Source organism: Luteibacter sp. KNZ12-1A (assembly GCF_056755675.1).
In genome coordinates, this window is sequence record NZ_JBPGXU010000005.1 from 62,354 (window position 1) to 78,527 (window position 16,174).

The 16,174-nt window shown below is 64.5% G+C and carries 16 protein-coding genes; 7 read left to right on the plus strand and 9 right to left on the minus strand.

Features of this window, described 5'->3' with window-relative positions; genetic code table 11:
- Positions 1-85: 85 nt before the first annotated feature.
- From ACR9ZJ_RS02450 to ACR9ZJ_RS02460, 3 genes are all read right to left on the minus strand, one after another.
- Positions 86-313 carry an HP1242/YdcH family protein gene (locus ACR9ZJ_RS02450; RefSeq protein WP_481281372.1) on the minus strand — a complete coding sequence of 76 codons (228 nt, stop codon included), beginning with the start codon at positions 311-313 and terminating at the stop codon, positions 86-88.
- A gap of 434 nt (positions 314-747) precedes the next feature.
- Complete coding sequence (locus ACR9ZJ_RS02455) at positions 748-1,413, minus strand: DUF4398 domain-containing protein (RefSeq protein WP_481281373.1); 666 nt, start codon at positions 1,411-1,413, stop codon at positions 748-750.
- Positions 1,413-1,940, minus strand: a complete 528-nt coding sequence (locus tag ACR9ZJ_RS02460; protein WP_481281374.1) for a DUF4398 domain-containing protein — start codon at positions 1,938-1,940, stop codon at positions 1,413-1,415. Before ACR9ZJ_RS02460 ends, ACR9ZJ_RS02455 begins: the two co-directional genes overlap by 1 nt.
- Before the next feature lie 93 nt (positions 1,941-2,033).
- On the opposite strand from ACR9ZJ_RS02460, the gene ACR9ZJ_RS02465 reads away from it, so the two are divergent.
- A complete protein-coding gene (locus ACR9ZJ_RS02465; protein ID WP_481281375.1) occupies positions 2,034-3,143 on the plus strand; it encodes a PilT/PilU family type 4a pilus ATPase in 1,110 nt (369 codons plus the stop codon).
- Positions 3,144-3,355: 212 nt separating this feature from the next.
- On the opposite strand, the gene maiA is transcribed toward ACR9ZJ_RS02465, so the two are convergent.
- Positions 3,356-4,006, minus strand: a complete 651-nt coding sequence (gene maiA / locus ACR9ZJ_RS02470) for a maleylacetoacetate isomerase (RefSeq protein ID WP_481286779.1) — start codon at positions 4,004-4,006, stop codon at positions 3,356-3,358.
- Between the two features lie 361 nt (positions 4,007-4,367).
- Here maiA and ACR9ZJ_RS02475 point away from each other — a divergent pair, with 361 nt between their 5' ends.
- The 4 genes from ACR9ZJ_RS02475 to ACR9ZJ_RS02490 all read left to right on the plus strand — a co-directional run bounded on the left by ACR9ZJ_RS02475 (position 4,368) and on the right by ACR9ZJ_RS02490 (position 7,801).
- Positions 4,368-5,549, plus strand: a complete 1,182-nt coding sequence (locus ACR9ZJ_RS02475; protein WP_481281377.1) for a phosphoglycerate kinase — start codon at positions 4,368-4,370, stop codon at positions 5,547-5,549.
- Positions 5,549-6,199 (plus strand): HAD hydrolase-like protein, encoded by a 651-nt coding sequence (locus tag ACR9ZJ_RS02480; RefSeq protein WP_481286780.1) that lies wholly within the window; start codon positions 5,549-5,551, stop codon positions 6,197-6,199. The genes ACR9ZJ_RS02475 and ACR9ZJ_RS02480 overlap by 1 nt, the downstream gene beginning before the upstream one ends.
- A gap of 168 nt (positions 6,200-6,367) precedes the next feature.
- Positions 6,368-6,763, plus strand: a complete 396-nt coding sequence (locus tag ACR9ZJ_RS02485; protein ID WP_481286781.1) for a hypothetical protein — start codon at positions 6,368-6,370, stop codon at positions 6,761-6,763.
- Positions 6,764-7,027: 264 nt separating this feature from the next.
- Positions 7,028-7,801, plus strand: coding sequence for a hypothetical protein (locus ACR9ZJ_RS02490; protein WP_481286782.1), 774 nt, complete (start codon positions 7,028-7,030; stop codon positions 7,799-7,801).
- A gap of 63 nt (positions 7,802-7,864) precedes the next feature.
- Here the strand turns inward: ACR9ZJ_RS02490 and tkt are convergent, their stop codons facing one another.
- Positions 7,865-9,877 carry a transketolase gene (gene tkt / locus ACR9ZJ_RS02495; protein WP_481281381.1) on the minus strand — a complete coding sequence of 671 codons (2,013 nt, stop codon included), beginning with the start codon at positions 9,875-9,877 and terminating at the stop codon, positions 7,865-7,867.
- A gap of 226 nt (positions 9,878-10,103) precedes the next feature.
- On the opposite strand from tkt, the gene ACR9ZJ_RS02500 reads away from it, so the two are divergent.
- Together ACR9ZJ_RS02500 and ACR9ZJ_RS02505 are read left to right on the plus strand one after the other, a co-directional pair.
- Positions 10,104-10,835 carry an outer membrane protein gene (locus tag ACR9ZJ_RS02500; RefSeq protein ID WP_481281382.1) on the plus strand — a complete coding sequence of 244 codons (732 nt, stop codon included), beginning with the start codon at positions 10,104-10,106 and terminating at the stop codon, positions 10,833-10,835.
- Between the two features lie 217 nt (positions 10,836-11,052).
- The gene (locus ACR9ZJ_RS02505; RefSeq protein ID WP_306850746.1) at positions 11,053-11,637 is read left to right on the plus strand and encodes a porin family protein; all 585 of its coding nucleotides are present in this window, start codon (positions 11,053-11,055) and stop codon (positions 11,635-11,637) included.
- An 81-nt stretch (positions 11,638-11,718) separates the two neighbouring features.
- On the opposite strand, the gene ACR9ZJ_RS02510 is transcribed toward ACR9ZJ_RS02505, so the two are convergent.
- The 4 genes from ACR9ZJ_RS02510 to ACR9ZJ_RS02525 all read right to left on the minus strand — a co-directional run bounded on the left by ACR9ZJ_RS02510 (position 11,719) and on the right by ACR9ZJ_RS02525 (position 16,076).
- A complete protein-coding gene (locus tag ACR9ZJ_RS02510; RefSeq protein ID WP_481286783.1) occupies positions 11,719-12,744 on the minus strand; it encodes a class I fructose-bisphosphate aldolase in 1,026 nt (341 codons plus the stop codon).
- A gap of 105 nt (positions 12,745-12,849) precedes the next feature.
- On the minus strand, positions 12,850-13,293 hold the full coding sequence (locus ACR9ZJ_RS02515) for an energy transducer TonB (protein WP_481281384.1): 444 nt from the start codon (positions 13,291-13,293) through the stop codon (positions 12,850-12,852).
- Between the two features lie 454 nt (positions 13,294-13,747).
- A complete protein-coding gene (gene pyk, locus ACR9ZJ_RS02520) occupies positions 13,748-15,217 on the minus strand; it encodes a pyruvate kinase (protein WP_481281385.1) in 1,470 nt (489 codons plus the stop codon).
- Between the two features lie 34 nt (positions 15,218-15,251).
- Positions 15,252-16,076, minus strand: coding sequence for a S1/P1 nuclease (locus tag ACR9ZJ_RS02525; protein WP_481286784.1), 825 nt, complete (start codon positions 16,074-16,076; stop codon positions 15,252-15,254).
- Positions 16,077-16,174: the final 98 nt, after the last annotated feature.

Sequence of the window (16,174 nt, forward strand, 5' to 3'; positions counted from 1 at the left end):
GGCCGATCCAAAACGATGTATGGGAAGACCATAAAAAAACGGGCACGTTCCCGTGCCCGTTTCCGTCCTGCACCGGCCAGCCGGTTCAGTGTCGTGATTTTTGCCAGCTTTCCCACATTCGCTGGAGTTTCTCCTTGGCCTGCAGCTTTTCCTTCTTGAGTCCTACCAGGCTCTTGTCATCGATGGGCAGGCAGCCGATGTTGGCATCGTGCAGCTTGGTATCGAGTTCCTGGTGGCGGTAGAAGAGACGACGGGTTTCGGCATCGGCGTGGATGAACTTCTCGACGTCGTCGCGCTGCTGGTTTTCGAACATAGCAATCTCCTCGCGGTGGGATCGGCCCGCGGCGCGGACCGGTCGTGAGGGGAGACATGCGAGGCACTGTCCGCGCATCGGCGGAAGGGAGGATCGCGATGCGATGTGCCTGGTGAACGTACGCATGCTCCGGCAGGGCCGCCACGTGTTTTTCCCGTGACGGGAGTTCGAAGCTACTCCGCTCGCCAGGGGGGTGCAAGGGCGATTTTTCTGAATTTCCCGCAGAAAAAAGGTTGCCGGTGCAACGGTTTACGCGGCAGGCTTCCGCCAGGCGGAAGGCCACCTGCGTCGACGCCACTTACGGGTGGGAAGCCGCTTAAGCGGCTTCCCACCCGGCTTCCTGCCTGATTGCCGGGGGCTTCCCCATAACCAGCTTATGGGCTCCACAGCGCCGCCCCGCCCGGGAGGCGGGAGCGGCGGTGGTAGCGGACGGTTTAGTTGCCTCCGCCCTTCTTGCTCTTCTTGGGCGTGCTCGTTGCCGGCGTGGACGCGGGGGCGCCACCATCGGACGAGTTGATGTCGCGCATCGCGCGGGCGGCGGCTTCCGCCAGCGCGGCCTGCTTCTTGGCGGCGTTGGCGACCTTGGCCTGCGCAGCGGCCACCTGGCGGGCCTTCTCGCCTTCCGCCTTGGCCTGCTCCAGCGCCTGGGAATACTCCACGCCCTGCTGCTGCAGGCGGGCGGCCTCTTCCTGGATCATCTGGTTCTGCATGCGCTGTTGTTCGAGCTGGCGGCGGGCCATCTCGGCGTCGAGGCGGCTGGCCTCGAGCAGGATGGCGTCGTGCTCGCGGTCGAGCTGGGCGCTCTTGTTCTGGGCGTCCTGGTACTGGGCCATGGCCTTGGCGATGTCCACACGGCGCTCGGCAATGTACCGGTAGTGGGCGTGTTCCTTGTCCTTGGGCTTGAACTGGGCCATCTGGTTGATCGCCTCGCGGGCACGCGCCTGTTCCGCCTGGGCGTAGCCGCCGAGGGTCGGATCGGACGAGAGCTGGTCGAGGCTGGAATTCAGGCGGCGTACGTCGAGGTCGTCGGTGGCGGCCATGGCGCCACCTGCCGAAACGGCAAGGACCAGCGCGGAAAGGAGGAGAGTCGAGCGCTTCATCACTGGCCTCCCTGGTTGTCGTTCAGGGGCTGGGTCTGGCCGCCCGCGGGCGGCGGGGTGCTGTCCGTCGGCTCCGGCAGGACCGTCTCGGATTCCTGCACGTTGCTGGGAATCGGCACCGTATCATTGGCATGGTTGTCGATCATCTCGACACGCATCCGTGAGTTTTCCTGGCTCTTGGCGGTGTTCTGGGCACGGGCGGCGCCGAGACGAGCCTTGGCGCGAGCCAACTCGCTGTCCGCGCGGGACTCCTCGGCCAGCGCGGCCGCCTCGTCGTACTTGCGGCTGGCCATGGCCGCCTGGGCCTGGCGGAATTTGCTTTGCGCGTAATCGAGGTCGACCGGCGCATAATCGGCCGCCCCCGCATCGCGCGCGGCTTGAAGTTGGGCGAGGGCCTGGTTCATGGCGCCATCGGGCGGGGGCACGCTGGCACAGCCAGCGAGGGTGGCGATCGCCATGGCCAGGGCGGCCACGGCAAGGAGCCGGCGGCCCTGGGACAGGGCTTTCGACGGCAAGTTGTGCACCATCACTCGTTCCTCATACAGATTTGCGAGATATTGTCGATATACAGGTCAGTGAGACCGTCGTCTCGATTGTAATGCGAACGCCCGGGGGTTTAGGTGGATATCGGTTATTTCCTGAAGCTAATGGTGGACAAGGGCGCGTCGGACATGTTCCTGACGACCGGCGCCCCCGTGAACATCAAGGTGGAAGGCAAGCTTTACCCGCTCGGAAATACCGGCCTGCCGAGCGGCATGGTCAAGAAAATCGCCTATTCGCTCATGGACGAGGGCCAGGTGCCCCAGTTCGAGCGCGACCTCGAGCTCAACATGGCCCTGGCCGTGAAGGAAGCCGGCCGCTTCCGCATCAACGTGTTCAAGCAGCGCGGCGAGATCGGCATGGTCATCCGTGCGATCAAGAGCGAGATCCCCTCGCTGGAAGAACTGCGCCTGCCCACGATCTTCCGCGACCTCATCATGGAGCCGCGCGGCCTGATCCTGGTCGTGGGCGCCACCGGCTCGGGCAAGTCGACCACCCTGGCCGCGATGCTCGACCATCGCAACAACAACAGCTCGGGCCACATCCTCACCATCGAGGACCCGATCGAGTACCTGCACCGGCACAAACGCTCCATCGTGAACCAGCGTGAAGTGGGGCTCGACACCCACAGCTATCACGAGGCGCTGAAGAACGCGATGCGCGAGGCGCCGGACGTGATCATGATCGGCGAGATCCGCGACACGGACACCATGGAGGCCGCCATCTCGTTCTCCGAGACCGGTCACCTGTGCCTGGCCACCCTGCACTCCAACAACGCCGACCAGACGCTGGAGCGCATCCTCAACTTCTTCCCGGAATCGGCGCACAAGAACGTGCTGATGAACCTCGCCCTCAATCTGCGCGCGGTGATCAGCCAGCGCCTGGTGATCGGCAAGGACGGCCGTCGCATGCCGGCCACCGAGGTGCTGCTCAACACCCCGCTGATCCGCGACATGATCCGCCGTGGCCAGATCCACGAGGTGAAGGACGCGATGGATCGCAGCCTGCAGGAAGGCATGCAGACCTTCGACCAGTCCCTCTACCGCCTGTACAAGGACGGCCTGATCACCCTCGACGAATGCCTCAACAAGGCCGACTCGCGCGACGGCCTGGCGCTGAAGATCCGGCTCTCGGAAGGCGCGTCCGGTAACGAGTTCGCGTCGAGCGACCCGTACGGGATCGGCGTCTAGCCACTCGATAGCGCTCAAGTGTGAGAGCCACTGGGTGTGGGCTGGGTGTGGGAGCCGCTTCAGCGGCGATCCCGCGGCAGCGGGCCAAGTGGAGGCAAGCCTCCATCGCCGCTGAAGCGGCTCCCACAGCGGCAATGGCTCTCACACCAGTCGGTTCTCACACGTTTCGCGGCTCCCACATTTAACCTCAGGGGCGCCCCGTAACCCCAAAGTCAACGCGGAGCATCCGGCTGCGCCTCGGGCGCGGCCCGCTGGAACGCTTCCAACGCCTGGCAAGCCTCCGCCACCCTACGGATCGTCGGATAAGGCGCCAGGTCCACTCCCCAGCGCACGGCGTTGTAGAACTGCGGCACGAGACAGGCATCGGCCAGGGTGGGTGTATCGCCATGGCTGTAGCGGCCGGTCGGTCCCTGCGCCAGCAAGGCCTCGAGCCCTTTGAACCCATGGGCGATCCAACGGCGCGACCACGCCTCCTTCGCCGCCGTATCGGCTCCGAACTCCGACTCGATGGCCTTGAGCACCCTGAGGTTGCCCAGCGGGTGGATGTCCGCCGCGACCGCTTGCATCAATTCGCGGACACGCGCCCTTCCCTGCGCGTCGGCCGGCATCAGGGGCGGCGTGGGTCGCGTCTCGTCGAGGTACTCCATGATTGCCATCGACTGGCGGATGACGCGGTCGCCATCGAGCAGCGTGGGTAGCTGCGCCTGCGGGGATACCGCGCGGTAAGCAGGTTTCAGGTGCTCGCCGCCGTCGTTGACCAGGTGGATGGGCCGGGCTTCGTAGTCGAGCCCCTTGAGGTTCAGGGCGATGCGTACGCGATAGACGGCGCTGGAGCGCCAGTAGGTGTAAAGGACGAGGGACATGCGGCTTCCTTCTATGGCGTGGCGGATTCTAATGGGTGGGGGCGGGGAAGCCTTGCCGCGCTGCCGCGCGGATCGCCGACAGGGTCGGCTCCCACCCAAGCATTACGGCAGCACCGACAGGGTCGGGGGCCCACCCAAGCATTACGGCATCGCCCACAAGGTCTGGTCCCACCGAAGCACTGCGGCATCGCTGGCAGGTCGGGTTCCACCAAAGCGCTGCGGGATCTCCGATAGGTCGGGTCCCACCAACTCTCCTGGCTGCGGCCTGGTGGGAGCCGACCCTGTCGGCGATCGGATTTGCCCCACCCTCCAAGGGCGCGGACAATATCCGTTTCCCCTCGACCCAGAGCTGGAGTCCCCCGTGTCCGTCACCCGCATGCAAGACCTCGACCTGCGCGGCAAGCGCGTGCTGATCCGCGAAGACCTCAACGTCCCCGTGGAGAACGGCAAGATCACCTCCACGCAGCGCCTGGATGCCGCCCTGCCCACTATCGTCGCCGCGCGCGACGCCGGCGCTAAGGTCATGGTCATTTCCCACCTGGGTCGCCCGAAGGAAGGCGAGTTCGACGAGGCTTCCTCCCTGAAGCCGGTCGCCGAATGGCTGGGCAAGAAACTCGGCAAGGACGTGCGCCTGGTCCGCGACTACCTGGAAGGCGTCGACGTGGCCGACGGCGAAGTGGTCGTCCTCGAGAACTGCCGCATGAACGTCGGCGAAGGCAAGGACGACGAGACTCTTTCGAAGAAGTACGCCGCGCTGTGCGACATCTTCGTCATGGACGCCTTCGGCACCGCGCACCGCGCCCAGGCTTCCACCCACGGCGTGATCCGCTTCGCACCGGTCGCCGCCGCCGGTCCGCTGCTGGCGAAGGAACTCGATGCACTGGGCAAGGCGCTCGAGAACCCCGACCACCCGCTGCTGGCGATCGTCGCCGGCTCGAAGGTATCGACCAAGCTCGAACTGCTGCAGAACCTCGTCGGCCGGGTCGACCAGCTGATCGTCGGCGGCGGCATCGCCAATACCTTCATCCTGGCCGCGGGCCACAAGGTCGGCAAATCGCTGGTCGAGGCCGACCTGCTCGACACCGCGAAGAAGATCATGGCCGATGCCAAGTCGCGCGGCGCCGAGGTACCGGTTCCGACGGACGTCGTCGTCGCCACGGAATTCTCCGCCGACGCCAAGGCCACGGTGAAAGCCGTCGACCAGGTGGGCGACGACGAGATGATTCTCGACATCGGCCCCGATACGGCCAGGCGCTACGCCGATTTGATCGCCAAGGCGGGCACGGTCGTGTGGAACGGTCCGGTCGGCGTGTTCGAATTCGACGCGTTCGGCAAGGGTACCGAGACGCTGGCACGCGCCATCGCCGCGTCGAAAGCCTTCTCGATCGCGGGCGGTGGCGACACCCTCGCAGCGGTCGACAAGTACGGTATCGAGGACGGCGTCTCCTATATCTCCACGGGCGGCGGTGCCTTCCTCGAATTCCTCGAAGGCAAGGAACTGCCGGCGGTCGCCGCGCTCCAGGCCCGTGCGGATAGCAAGTAATGCTGATCCTCTTCGACCTCGACGGCACCCTGATCGACTCGGAGATCGGCATCTTCGCCGGCGTTCGCCATTCGCTGGCGAGCGTCGGCGCGGAAGCGCCCGACGACACGGTACTGCGTTCCTGGATCGGCCCACCGTTGCGGGTCAGCTTTGGCGAAGTCCTCGACGGTGACAGCATTCGCGTGGAAGCGGCGGTCGCCGCGTACTCCCAGCGTTTCCGCGAGATCGGCTGGTCCGAGCACACGGTCTACGACGGCATCGCGGATACCATCGCATCCCTCGCCGGCGCGGGCCACCGCCTGGCGGTGGTGACGAGCAAGGTGCGTGCACATGCGGAACCCATCCTCGCCCACCTCCCCTTCGGCCACCTCTTCGAACGCCTTTACGCCCCCGGCCCTGCCACGGCGCATAGCGAGAAGGCCGAGATGATCGCGGCGGCGCTGGCCGACTTCGGCCACCCCGCCGACGACACGATCATGGTCGGCGATCGTCGCTTCGACATCGAAGGCGCGGTTGCCAATCGTGTGCGTGGCCTCGGCGTGCTGTGGGGGTTTGGCGATCGTGACGAGTTGGAAGCCGCGGGTGCCTGGAAGGTGATCGAAGAGCCGACGGAGATCGGCTCGCTTGCAGGGATACTCGTTCCAGGCTGACGAGCGGCGGCATCTCCATATTTAGACGCGACGTAGGTCCAGTGGCGGGACTGGCAATTACAACCATCCCCCACACAAGGTTGCGGCAGCAGCTTATGTTTTGCCATCAAGAGGCTACCTAACCTGGCTGACCGGTGCGGCTGATCGCACGTCATCCATGGACAAATCATGCGCGCGCGTTCCATCAGCCTCATTGCCACAATCGCCGCGCTTATACATATGGCGTCAATGAACGCCACGGTCGCTGCTGCCACCAGATTTCCTGAATCGCCGGTCCGAAATGCCGCGATTGCGCATGCATCTGCCGGCACGTGGACGTCTCCTCTGCAAGCACAACTTCCAGCGGCACAACGCGAAGCGGAAATACGGTTTCGTAAGTCCCATGCCTCGCCGCGACAATTCCATCGATCCGCCCGATGGACGACCGATGCGGCGATCTTCGCGCTTTCCGCGATCGGGGTTATCCAAGGACACGGCAGGGACAATACCAGCGATATCGGGAAACCTCCTTTGCAGACATCGCAGCTTCTCGACCGCCCCGCTATCCAAGGCGGAATTCGATAGACGATCGTCTATAGGCGAATTGACATCATGGGTGACGGTGCGTGTGATTTCGGCCTTTTGGAGAAGTTCGAAAGGCGTCAATCTGACTCGCCAGGGCAGCACGAGTCTGGTTGCCCCACAAGAAGACGACGCTAGACTGACCGCTGACGAGTTGATGGATGGCACTGTAAAAAGGATCTCGCTGATACGAGACGATTCCGTTTCCGCCTATCGTGTCTTTCGCCATCAACAGATGGCGAAAGACAAAAAATCCAGGAAGGGAATATGACTACGATTCGATTGGCCGGAATGATGGCAATTGCCCTCGGCGCACTTTTTTCTGACACGACATGGTCGAGGGTACTGGAACCTGGGCAGAGCATTGCCGTCAACGAGCCACTCTTGTCAGAGGACAACCGCTATTACGGAACGCTACAGCCCGACGGAAACTTCGTCGTGTATCAAAACTATGGAACTCATCGCGCAGTTTGGTCCACACGCACGGTGGGGAAGGGAGCGGTCCGTGCGATGCTCCAGGCAGATGGTGACTTCACGCTGCTCAATGCAGGCAATGCTCCAGTGTGGCGGACCAACTCAAGAGGGCCCTATCGAAAGTTCGCGATTACCGAGCACGGCCAAGCCATGGTTCTGACGGTGACAGACTGGTGGACAAGCAAGACAGGCGACCCTCGATTCAAACAACAAAATGCGCTGATCTTTCCGTTCGGATTCCATTTTGAGAAGGGACGACAGTACGAACAGGGCATGTACGGATTTAGTCTGCAACACGATGGAAACATGGTGTTGAAGCGACATGGGGCGCCCATCTGGGCATCGCACACATACGGCGCCACATATGCACACGTCGGACACGGGCTGATCATCGGCGACGCGAATGGCGAGCGATTTCGGATGAAGGGACGTTACAAGGAGGCTGCGCCGGGTACCGCTCTCTACACCAAGCTCGGGTCCGTCGCCGTATTCCCTGATGGAAATCTCGTGGCTTACCGTGCCACGCCAGTCTGGAGCTCACCGCGCGACTGGTACGAGACCAATTGACCGTATCTAACGAATAGCGGTGTCAGCAAAAAAAGAGGCCCCCTTCCGGGGGCCTCGCTCGTCTTACTTGATCACACTCTTCACCGCATCCACCACGGCCGTGGTGGTGATGCCGAAGTGTTCATACAGCTTGTCGATCGGGGCGGAGGCGCCGAAGGTCGTCATGCCGACCGCCTTGCCGTCCAGGCCGATGTACTTCGACCAGAAGTCGACGCTGGCCGCTTCCACCGCCACGCGGGCGCGGCACCACGACGGCAGGACGCCTTCGCGGTATTCGACCGGCTGGGCGTCGAACTCTTCCGTGCAGGGCATCGAGACGACGCGGACCGGCACGCCCTGGTCGCCCAGCGCCTGCGCGGCCTCGACGGCGATGCCGACTTCCGAGCCGGTGGCGATGATGATCGCCTTGAACTTCTCCTGCGATTCCCAGAGGACGTAGCCGCCCTTCTCGATATCGGCGACCTGCTGTTCGGTGCGCGGATTGTGCTTGAGATTCTGGCGCGAAAAGATCAGGCACGACGGATTGCCCGCACGCTCGATGGCCTTCTTCCAGGAAACCGCCGACTCCACGGCATCGGCCGGGCGCCACACGCGATTGTTCGGGATGAGGCGCAGCGAGCCCAGGTGCTCCACCGGCTGATGGGTGGGACCGTCTTCGCCCAGGCCGATCGAGTCGTGGGTATAAACATGGATCGCGTGCGCCGGGATCAGCGCCGACATGCGCACGCCGTTGCGGGCGTAATCGGAGAAGACCAGGAAGGTGGCATCGTAGGGAACGAAGCCGCCATGCAGGGCGATGCCGTTCGAAATCGCCGTCATGCCGAACTCGCGCACGCCGTAGTGGATGTAGTTGCCTTCGGCACCACCGGTGGCGATGTTCTTCGAACCCTTCCAGATGGTGAGGTTCGACGGGGCGAGGTCGGCCGAGCCGCCGATCAGTTCCGGCAGGAGCGGGCCGAAGGCGTCGAGCGCCATCTGCGAGGCCTTGCGCGAAGCGACCACGGGACCTTCGGCTTGCAGCTTCTTGATGTAGGCGGCGGCGCTTTCCTTCCAGTTGGACGGCAGCTCGCCAGCGATGCGGCGCTTGAATTCGGCGGCGAGTTCCGGGAACTCCTTCGCGTACGCGTCGAACTTGTCGTTCCAGGCCTTCTCGGCCTTGGCACCGGCTTCCTTGGCGTCCCACGAGACGTAGATCTCTTCCGGGATCTCGAACGGGCCGTACTTCCAGCCCAGCCTTTCACGAGCGGCCTTCACTTCGTCCGGACCCAGCGGGGCGCCGTGCGAGGATTCCTTGCCTTCCTTGTTCGGAGCGCCGAAACCGATCACGGTCTTGCAGATCACCAGCGAGGGCTTCTCGCTCTGCGAGGTGGCGGCGGCGATGGCCTTCTTGATCGCTTCGGCGTCGTGGCCGTCCACCGGCTTGTCGTCGTCACCGACGACCACGTTCCAGCCGTACGCACGGAAGCGCTCGGCGGTGTTGTCGGTGAACCAGTCGTGGACTTCGCCATCGATCGAGATGCCGTTGTCGTCGTAGACGGCCACGAGCTTGCCGAGCTTCAGCGTGCCCGCGAGCGAGCAGACTTCGTGCGAGATGCCTTCCATGAGGCAGCCGTCACCGACGAACACGAAGGTGTGGTGATCGACGATGTCGTGGCCGGGACGGTTGAAGCGCGCAGCCAGCACTTCCTCGGCGATGGCGAAACCGACGGCATTGGCGAGGCCCTGGCCGAGCGGCCCCGTGGTGGTCTCGACGCCCGGCGTGTGGTGGTACTCGGGGTGGCCCGCGGTGCGGAAGCCCAGCTGGCGAAAGTGCTTGAGGTCCTCGATGCCGAGGTCGTAGCCCGTGAGGTGGAGCAGCGCGTATTGCAGCATCGAACCGTGGCCATTCGACAGCACGAATCGGTCGCGGTTGGGCCAATGCGGATTGGTCGGGTTATGGTGGAGGAAATCGCCCCACACCACTTCAGCGATGTCGGCCATGCCCATCGGCATGCCCGGGTGCCCGGATTTGGCGGCTTCGACACCATCCATGGCCAGTGCGCGGATCGCGTTTGCGCGTTCGCGGCGTGTCGTCATCGGCGTTCTCCAGTTAACAGGCGGCGGAAAAACCCCGATTGTCGCGCATTGGTTCCTGCTTGTCGTGGATGTTCGTGCCGCAGCGCACAAGTTAACCCCGCCTTAATCTTTTGACACCGATTTTTGAATCTCTTCAGGTACGAGGGGTTCTAATCGTTCACGGCCATCGACCTCCCCCATCCCCCAACCGGACGGTGGCCGCCCCGAAAAGAAGAGGAACATCTCCATGAAAAAGGCAGCTCTTGCCCTTGCGGTTTCTTGCGTTTCCTTCGCGGCCATTCCGGCCTTCGCCCAGGACAGCAACCCTGCTGTGTCCGGCAATTACCAGCCCAGCCAGGCCGTGGGTAGCGGCAACTGGTTCATCGGCGCCAACGTCGGCCGTACCAACGGCAGCGACACCGGTGGCTTCGGCAGCGATACCGGTGGATTCAACTTCCTCCACGGCGAGAAAGACCGTCGCACGGGCTACGGCCTGCTCGGTGGCTACCGCTGGAAGGTCGGTCCTGACCTCGGCCTCGGTGTCGAGGCGGGTTACACGGACCTCGGCAACTATCGTGTGAAGAACGTCTTCGAGTCGGGCCAGGATGTGGACCAGAAGGGCACGCGCAATGCGCTGCGTGGCTGGATGGTCGGCGTCAACGGCAAGATCAACCTCGTGCCGCAGTGGTACATCAGCGCGCACGGCGGTTACTTCCGCGCCAATGACAACAACCAGAACTACAACAACAGCGTGGGCCAGGATCTCGGCTTCTCCAGCGGCGGTCGTCCGGATCGCGGCAGCTGGTACGCCGGCCTCGGCACCGGCTGGGACGTCAACGAGCATTTCGGCGTGGGTGTCAGCTATGACTACTTCCATGCCGACGCCGGCAAGGTCCGCAACAACACCACGGGCGAAGTCTCCCGCGGCCTGAAGCGTTCCACCGGCATCGTCTCGCTCGCCGGCGAATATCGCTTCTAAGTTTCACGCGACAACGGACCTTCAACGATTGAGCCGCGACGCCACCCCGTCGCGGCTTAATCGTTTCTTAATACTGCACTAAGCGGTATTGAATCTATCGGACGGCCCCACATCTAACGTTCTACGCACGGCACCCCCGCTCGTGCGCCGCAGCGCATACGGCATTCCCCCCCATGGCCGCGCAGCGAACAAGAACAAGAAGCAGGAGAGATCCACCATGAAGAAGACCCTTATCGCCCTCGCCCTGGTCGCCGCCGGCATGGCCGCGGCTCCCGCTTTCGCGCAGGACGCCAATGGCGCCGGCGGTTGGTTCATCAACGGCAATGTCGGTCGCACGTCGGTCGACAAGGACCGCTACGACGGCCATGACACCGGCTACGCACTCAACGGTGGTTATCGCTGGACCGTGACCCCCTGGGCCGCCCTGGGTGTCGAGGCTGGCTATAACGACCTCGGCAACATCAACGCGAAGAACTTCTTCAACGGCGACCGCGTCGTCGATCGCCGCAAGTCGGAACTGCATGGCTGGACCGCGGGCGTGAACGGCCACTTCAACGTCGATCCGAAGTGGTACATCAGCGGCCGTGCCGGTATCTACGGCTGGAAGGGCCACGGCGTCAGCAACGACGACGTCACCCGTCGCGACCTCGACAAGACCAGCTGGTACGCCGGTGTGGGCGTGGGCTACGACTTCACGCCGAACTGGAGCCTGGGCATCAACTACGACCACTACGACGCGAAGAAGGACGGCCTGGACCTGTCGACGAACATGACCTCGGTCTCGGCGGAATACCGCTTCTAAGCCAGCTTCGGCTTCGGTCGAAACAAAAAACCCGGCGCTTCGCAGCGCCGGGTTTTTTTCTGGGCGAAACCGGAGGGACTATCAGCCGCCCTTCTTCCAGCGACCGAGCGCGGCGTCGCCGTTTTCCTTCGCACGCGCGTAGACCACGTCCTGGGCCTTCTTCACGTTGTTCTGCTGGTCCTTCGACCAGACGTTCAGCGCCTCGGCCACCAGCGCGCGACCGTAGGAGAAGCTGATCGGCCATGGGTGCGGGCCCATCTGGTTGATGATGTTCAGGTGTTCGGTGGCCTGGGCGTCGGTCTGGCCGCCGGAGAGGAAGACGATACCCGGCAGGGTCGCCGGCACGGTGGTCTTCAGGACGCGGATGGTGGCATCGGCGACTTCTTCCGGCGTGGCCTGGGCTTCCTTGGGCGCGTGCTTGCCCGGGATCACCATGCTGACCTTCAGGATGGTGCCCTCGAGCATCACGTTCTGCTCGTACAGCGCGTTGAACAGGCTGCGCAGGACGGCCTCGTGCACCTCGTAGCTGACGTCGAGGTCGTGCGTGCTCTCCGGGCCGTCCATGACGATTTCCGGCTCGACCATCGGCACCAGCCCGGCTTCCTGGCACAGCGCCGCGTAGCGGGCCAGTGCGTGCATGTTGGCCTCGATGGCGGTGGAGCTGGGGTTGTCCTCGGTGATGTTGATCACCGCGCGCCACTTGGCGAACTGCGCGCCCAGCTGGGCGTATTCCTTCAAGCGGTCACGCAGGCCGTCGAGGCCCTCGGTGATCATGTCGCCAGGGAAGCCAGCGAGCGGCACCGGGCCCTTGTCCACCTTGATGCCCGGGATGATGCCGGCCTTCTTCATGGCCTCGACCAGGGGCACGCCATCCTTGGTCTTCTGCCGGATCGTCTCGTCGAACAGGATCGCCCCCGAGATGTGCTCACCGAGCTTCGGCGTGGTCAGCAGGAGCTCGCGGTAGGCGCGCCGGTTTTCCTCGGTGTTCTCGACACCCGCGGCGTCGAAGCGCTTCTTGATCGTGCCGGTCGACTCGTCGACGGCGATGATGCCCTTGCCCGTGGCAACCATCGCCTGCGCGATCTGTTCGAGGTTTTCGATGCTCATGACAACTCCGTGGAAGTAGTGGTATGCCCCGCGAAACCTGGGGGGCGGATGCAAAAACCGGCGGAGTATATGGGAATACCCCGTGGACGCCGTTGTGCGGCGCGATCAACTGGTCTGGTCGTACCCGGGCAGCTTGCACTGGCTCAGGATCGAGGCCTTGCGGGTCGGATCGTCTGGCAGGTTGAAACCGGCGACGTAATAGGTCTGCACGGGCTCGGCGGTACCGTTCTGCGAGCCCTTCACGTAAACCAGCTGCTTCACGATGCTGACGCCCACCTGGCCCAGGTCGCCTTCCGGGACGACCTTCGCGATCGTGGGATTTCGCGTCCTGCCGTCGGAGCCGATCATGTAGGTGACGGCGACACAACCGGGCTGGTTGAGGTTCTTGCCCGTGTTGGGTACATCGGCGTCGATGGTCTTGTTCGTGAGGAACCAGTAGCCGGTGAGGCGCTCGGGGGCGACGCGGCGTACCGTCTGCGCCGCGGCGGTGCCGGCGGCGAGGAGGAGGACGGCGGCGATGGCGCCGGTGCGGAAGCTGATGCGGATCATGACGCCCTCGTGGATTTGCCAGGGCATCGAGTTTACTCCCGCCGGGGGATGCGGTGCGTGTGAAATCGTGCGGTCGGCAACGGAGCCGGCCCGCGACGTGGGCCGCGTCCTTTGTAGGAGCCCTATGTGGAGGCCCTTTGTAGGAGCCCTATGTGGAGGCCCTTTGTGGAGGCTCTATGTGGGAGCCCCTTGTGGGAGCCGCTTCAGCGGCGACGGGGTGCTCGCCCCAGGCTGCATCGATGAGAGGATGCCGCAACCGGGAATCGCGGACAGGGTCCGCTCCCACCAAGCCGGTAGTCCCGGTAGTCCCGGTAGTCCCGGTAGTCCCGGTGGTTCCGGTGGTTCCGGTAACTCCGGTAGCTCCCGTGGTCCCGGGAGCTCCGGTGATTCCGGGAGCCGATGCTCGGTGGGAGCGGACCCTGTCCGCGATAGGCGCCGAAGGCGACCCGACCCGTTACAGGTCGCGCAGGCTATCCGCGATGCCGTCTTCGCCGATAACCAGCAACTTCAGCGTATTGGTACCGCCACCCCGGCCGATATGGTCGCCGTGGGTGAGGATCACGCGGTCGCCCCGGGTCAGCTTGCCCAACGCGAACAGGTGCTGGAGCGCGGCACGCGCGGTATGCGCGGGATCGAGGTTGCTCTGCTCGAAGTCCACCGGCTGCACGTCGCGCAACACCAGCATGCGGCGGCGGGCCATGTCGGACGGCGACATCGCGTAGATAGGCACGGCGAAACGATAGCGCGACAGCCACTGCGCGGTGGCACCGGATTCGGTCAGCGCGACGATCGCGCGAACGCCGACCTGGGCCGCCAGCAGCATCGCCGCGAGGGCGATGGCCTGGTCGGAACGGTCGATCGAGTGCGTGTCCGGACGCAGGTCGTCGCGCGGCTCGAACTGGCGCTCGGCACCCAGGCAGATGCGGCGCATCGCGGCCACCGCCTTGTCCGGATGCGCACCGGCCGCGCTCTCCTGCGAGAGCATCACGGCGTCGGTACCGTCGATCACGGCGTTGGCCACGTCGAGCACTTCGGCACGGGTCGGGATCGGCGCCGTGACCATCGACTGCAGCATCTGGGTCGCGGTGATGACCGAGCGGTTGCGCTGCACGGACTCACGGATGATCTTCTTCTGGAGACCCGGAAGCTCGGCGTCGCCGATCTCCACGCCGAGATCGCCACGGGCGACCATGACCACGTCGGAGGCGTCGATGATCTCTCCCAGCACGGGGATGGCGTCGGCGCGCTCGATCTTCGAGACGATGGCCGCGTCGCCACCGGCCTCGCGCAGAAGACGGCGCGCTTCGTGGAGGTCTTCCGCGGAACGGACGAAGGACACGGCCAGGAAGTCGGCGCCCATCTCGGCGGCGAGCTTGATGTCGTTACGGTCCTTGTCCGACAGCGCCGCGACCGAGAGGCCACCACCCTGGCGGTTCAGGCCTTTGCGGTCGGACAGGCGACCACCGATCGCGACCCGGCAACGGATCTCGCTGCCGACGACTTCGACGACCGCGAGCGCGACCAGGCCATCGTCCAGCAGCAGGATGTCGCCGGCGGCCACATCCTTCGGCAGGTCGTAGTAGCTCACGCCGACGCGGGTCTGGTTGCCCGGAGGCGCGTCGGGACGGCAGTCGAGCACGAAACTGTCGCCGGTCATCAGATCGACCGGGCCACCCGCGAATTTCTCGATGCGGATCTTCGGGCCCTGCAGGTCGGCAAGGATGCCGACTTCGCGGCCGACCTTGTCGGCTGCCGCGCGTACCGCGGCGGCGCGGGCGCGATGGTCGTCCGGCTGGCCGTGCGAAAGATTCAAGCGGACGATATCCACGCCCTCCTCGAGGATCTTCTCGAGCATCCCCGGCGCATCGGTGGCGGGGCCTAGGGTGGCGACGATCTTGGTGCGGCGTACCTGGATTTCGGTCATGGAGGATTACCTTGTCTTGAATGCGGGGCGCGGATCAGTCCAGCGTCTTGTTGAGCAGGTCGGCGAGGCGCCTGGCCGCTTCACGCAGGCGAGTCTCGGCGATTGGCAGGTTCGTCGCCACGTAGGCATCGTCGATGCGGTGGCCGTCGGGATAAAACCCCGGAGTGGCCACGATCGAGCAGGATTCCTCCGCCCATTGCGCGTACGGGTTGTCGAATGGCGCGATCGGGCGCGGCAACTTCACGGGGCCTTCGGCGGCCAGGCGGTCCGCATAGGCCTGCCACTTGAGGTCACGGGTGTAGAGCATCTGCGAGTCCCACACGCGGTGCAGGTTCGTACCCTTGCCGTCGAACTGCACCTGGTACTCGTTGCCGCCCTTGTCGTCGCGGTTGCCCGCGTGCAACGGCTGGTGCACGTCGCCGACGAAGTGGACCACGAATTTCAGCGCCTCGGCACGTTCCGCGTTGGATTTGTGCCGGTCGCCAAGGATGGCCACGTACTTCTCCAGCCCGCCGACGACGCAACGACCGTCCGCGCAGTCGCGCGGCGGCACGTAATGACACTTCCCGTCGCGGAAATTCACGTAGTGCAGGGGCCCCGTGGCCTTGCCTAGGTCTTCCTTGCCGGGCATGTCGCGCAGATGGTCGGGCCAGCTGGCGATATCGGGCAGGGAGTCGGAACCGTCCGCCTTCAACAGCCGGGTCACTTCGGCGCGGGCCGAGGGGTCCAGTTGGCGCCAGGCCAGTTCGGCGACGATACGGTGGCCGATGTCGCCCCAGGCCTGCACGGTGGCGGCGAAGGCGGGAATGGCGAGGGCCAGCAGGGCGGCGATGGTGCGGCGCTTATGGAGGGCTTTCATGGACCAGCAAACGTTTCCGGGCGGGCGAACGGGCAAGTGTGCCACAGCCGGGCTGAGGTCCGGATGACAAATCGCGGCGATGCAGCAAGCAGGGCCAG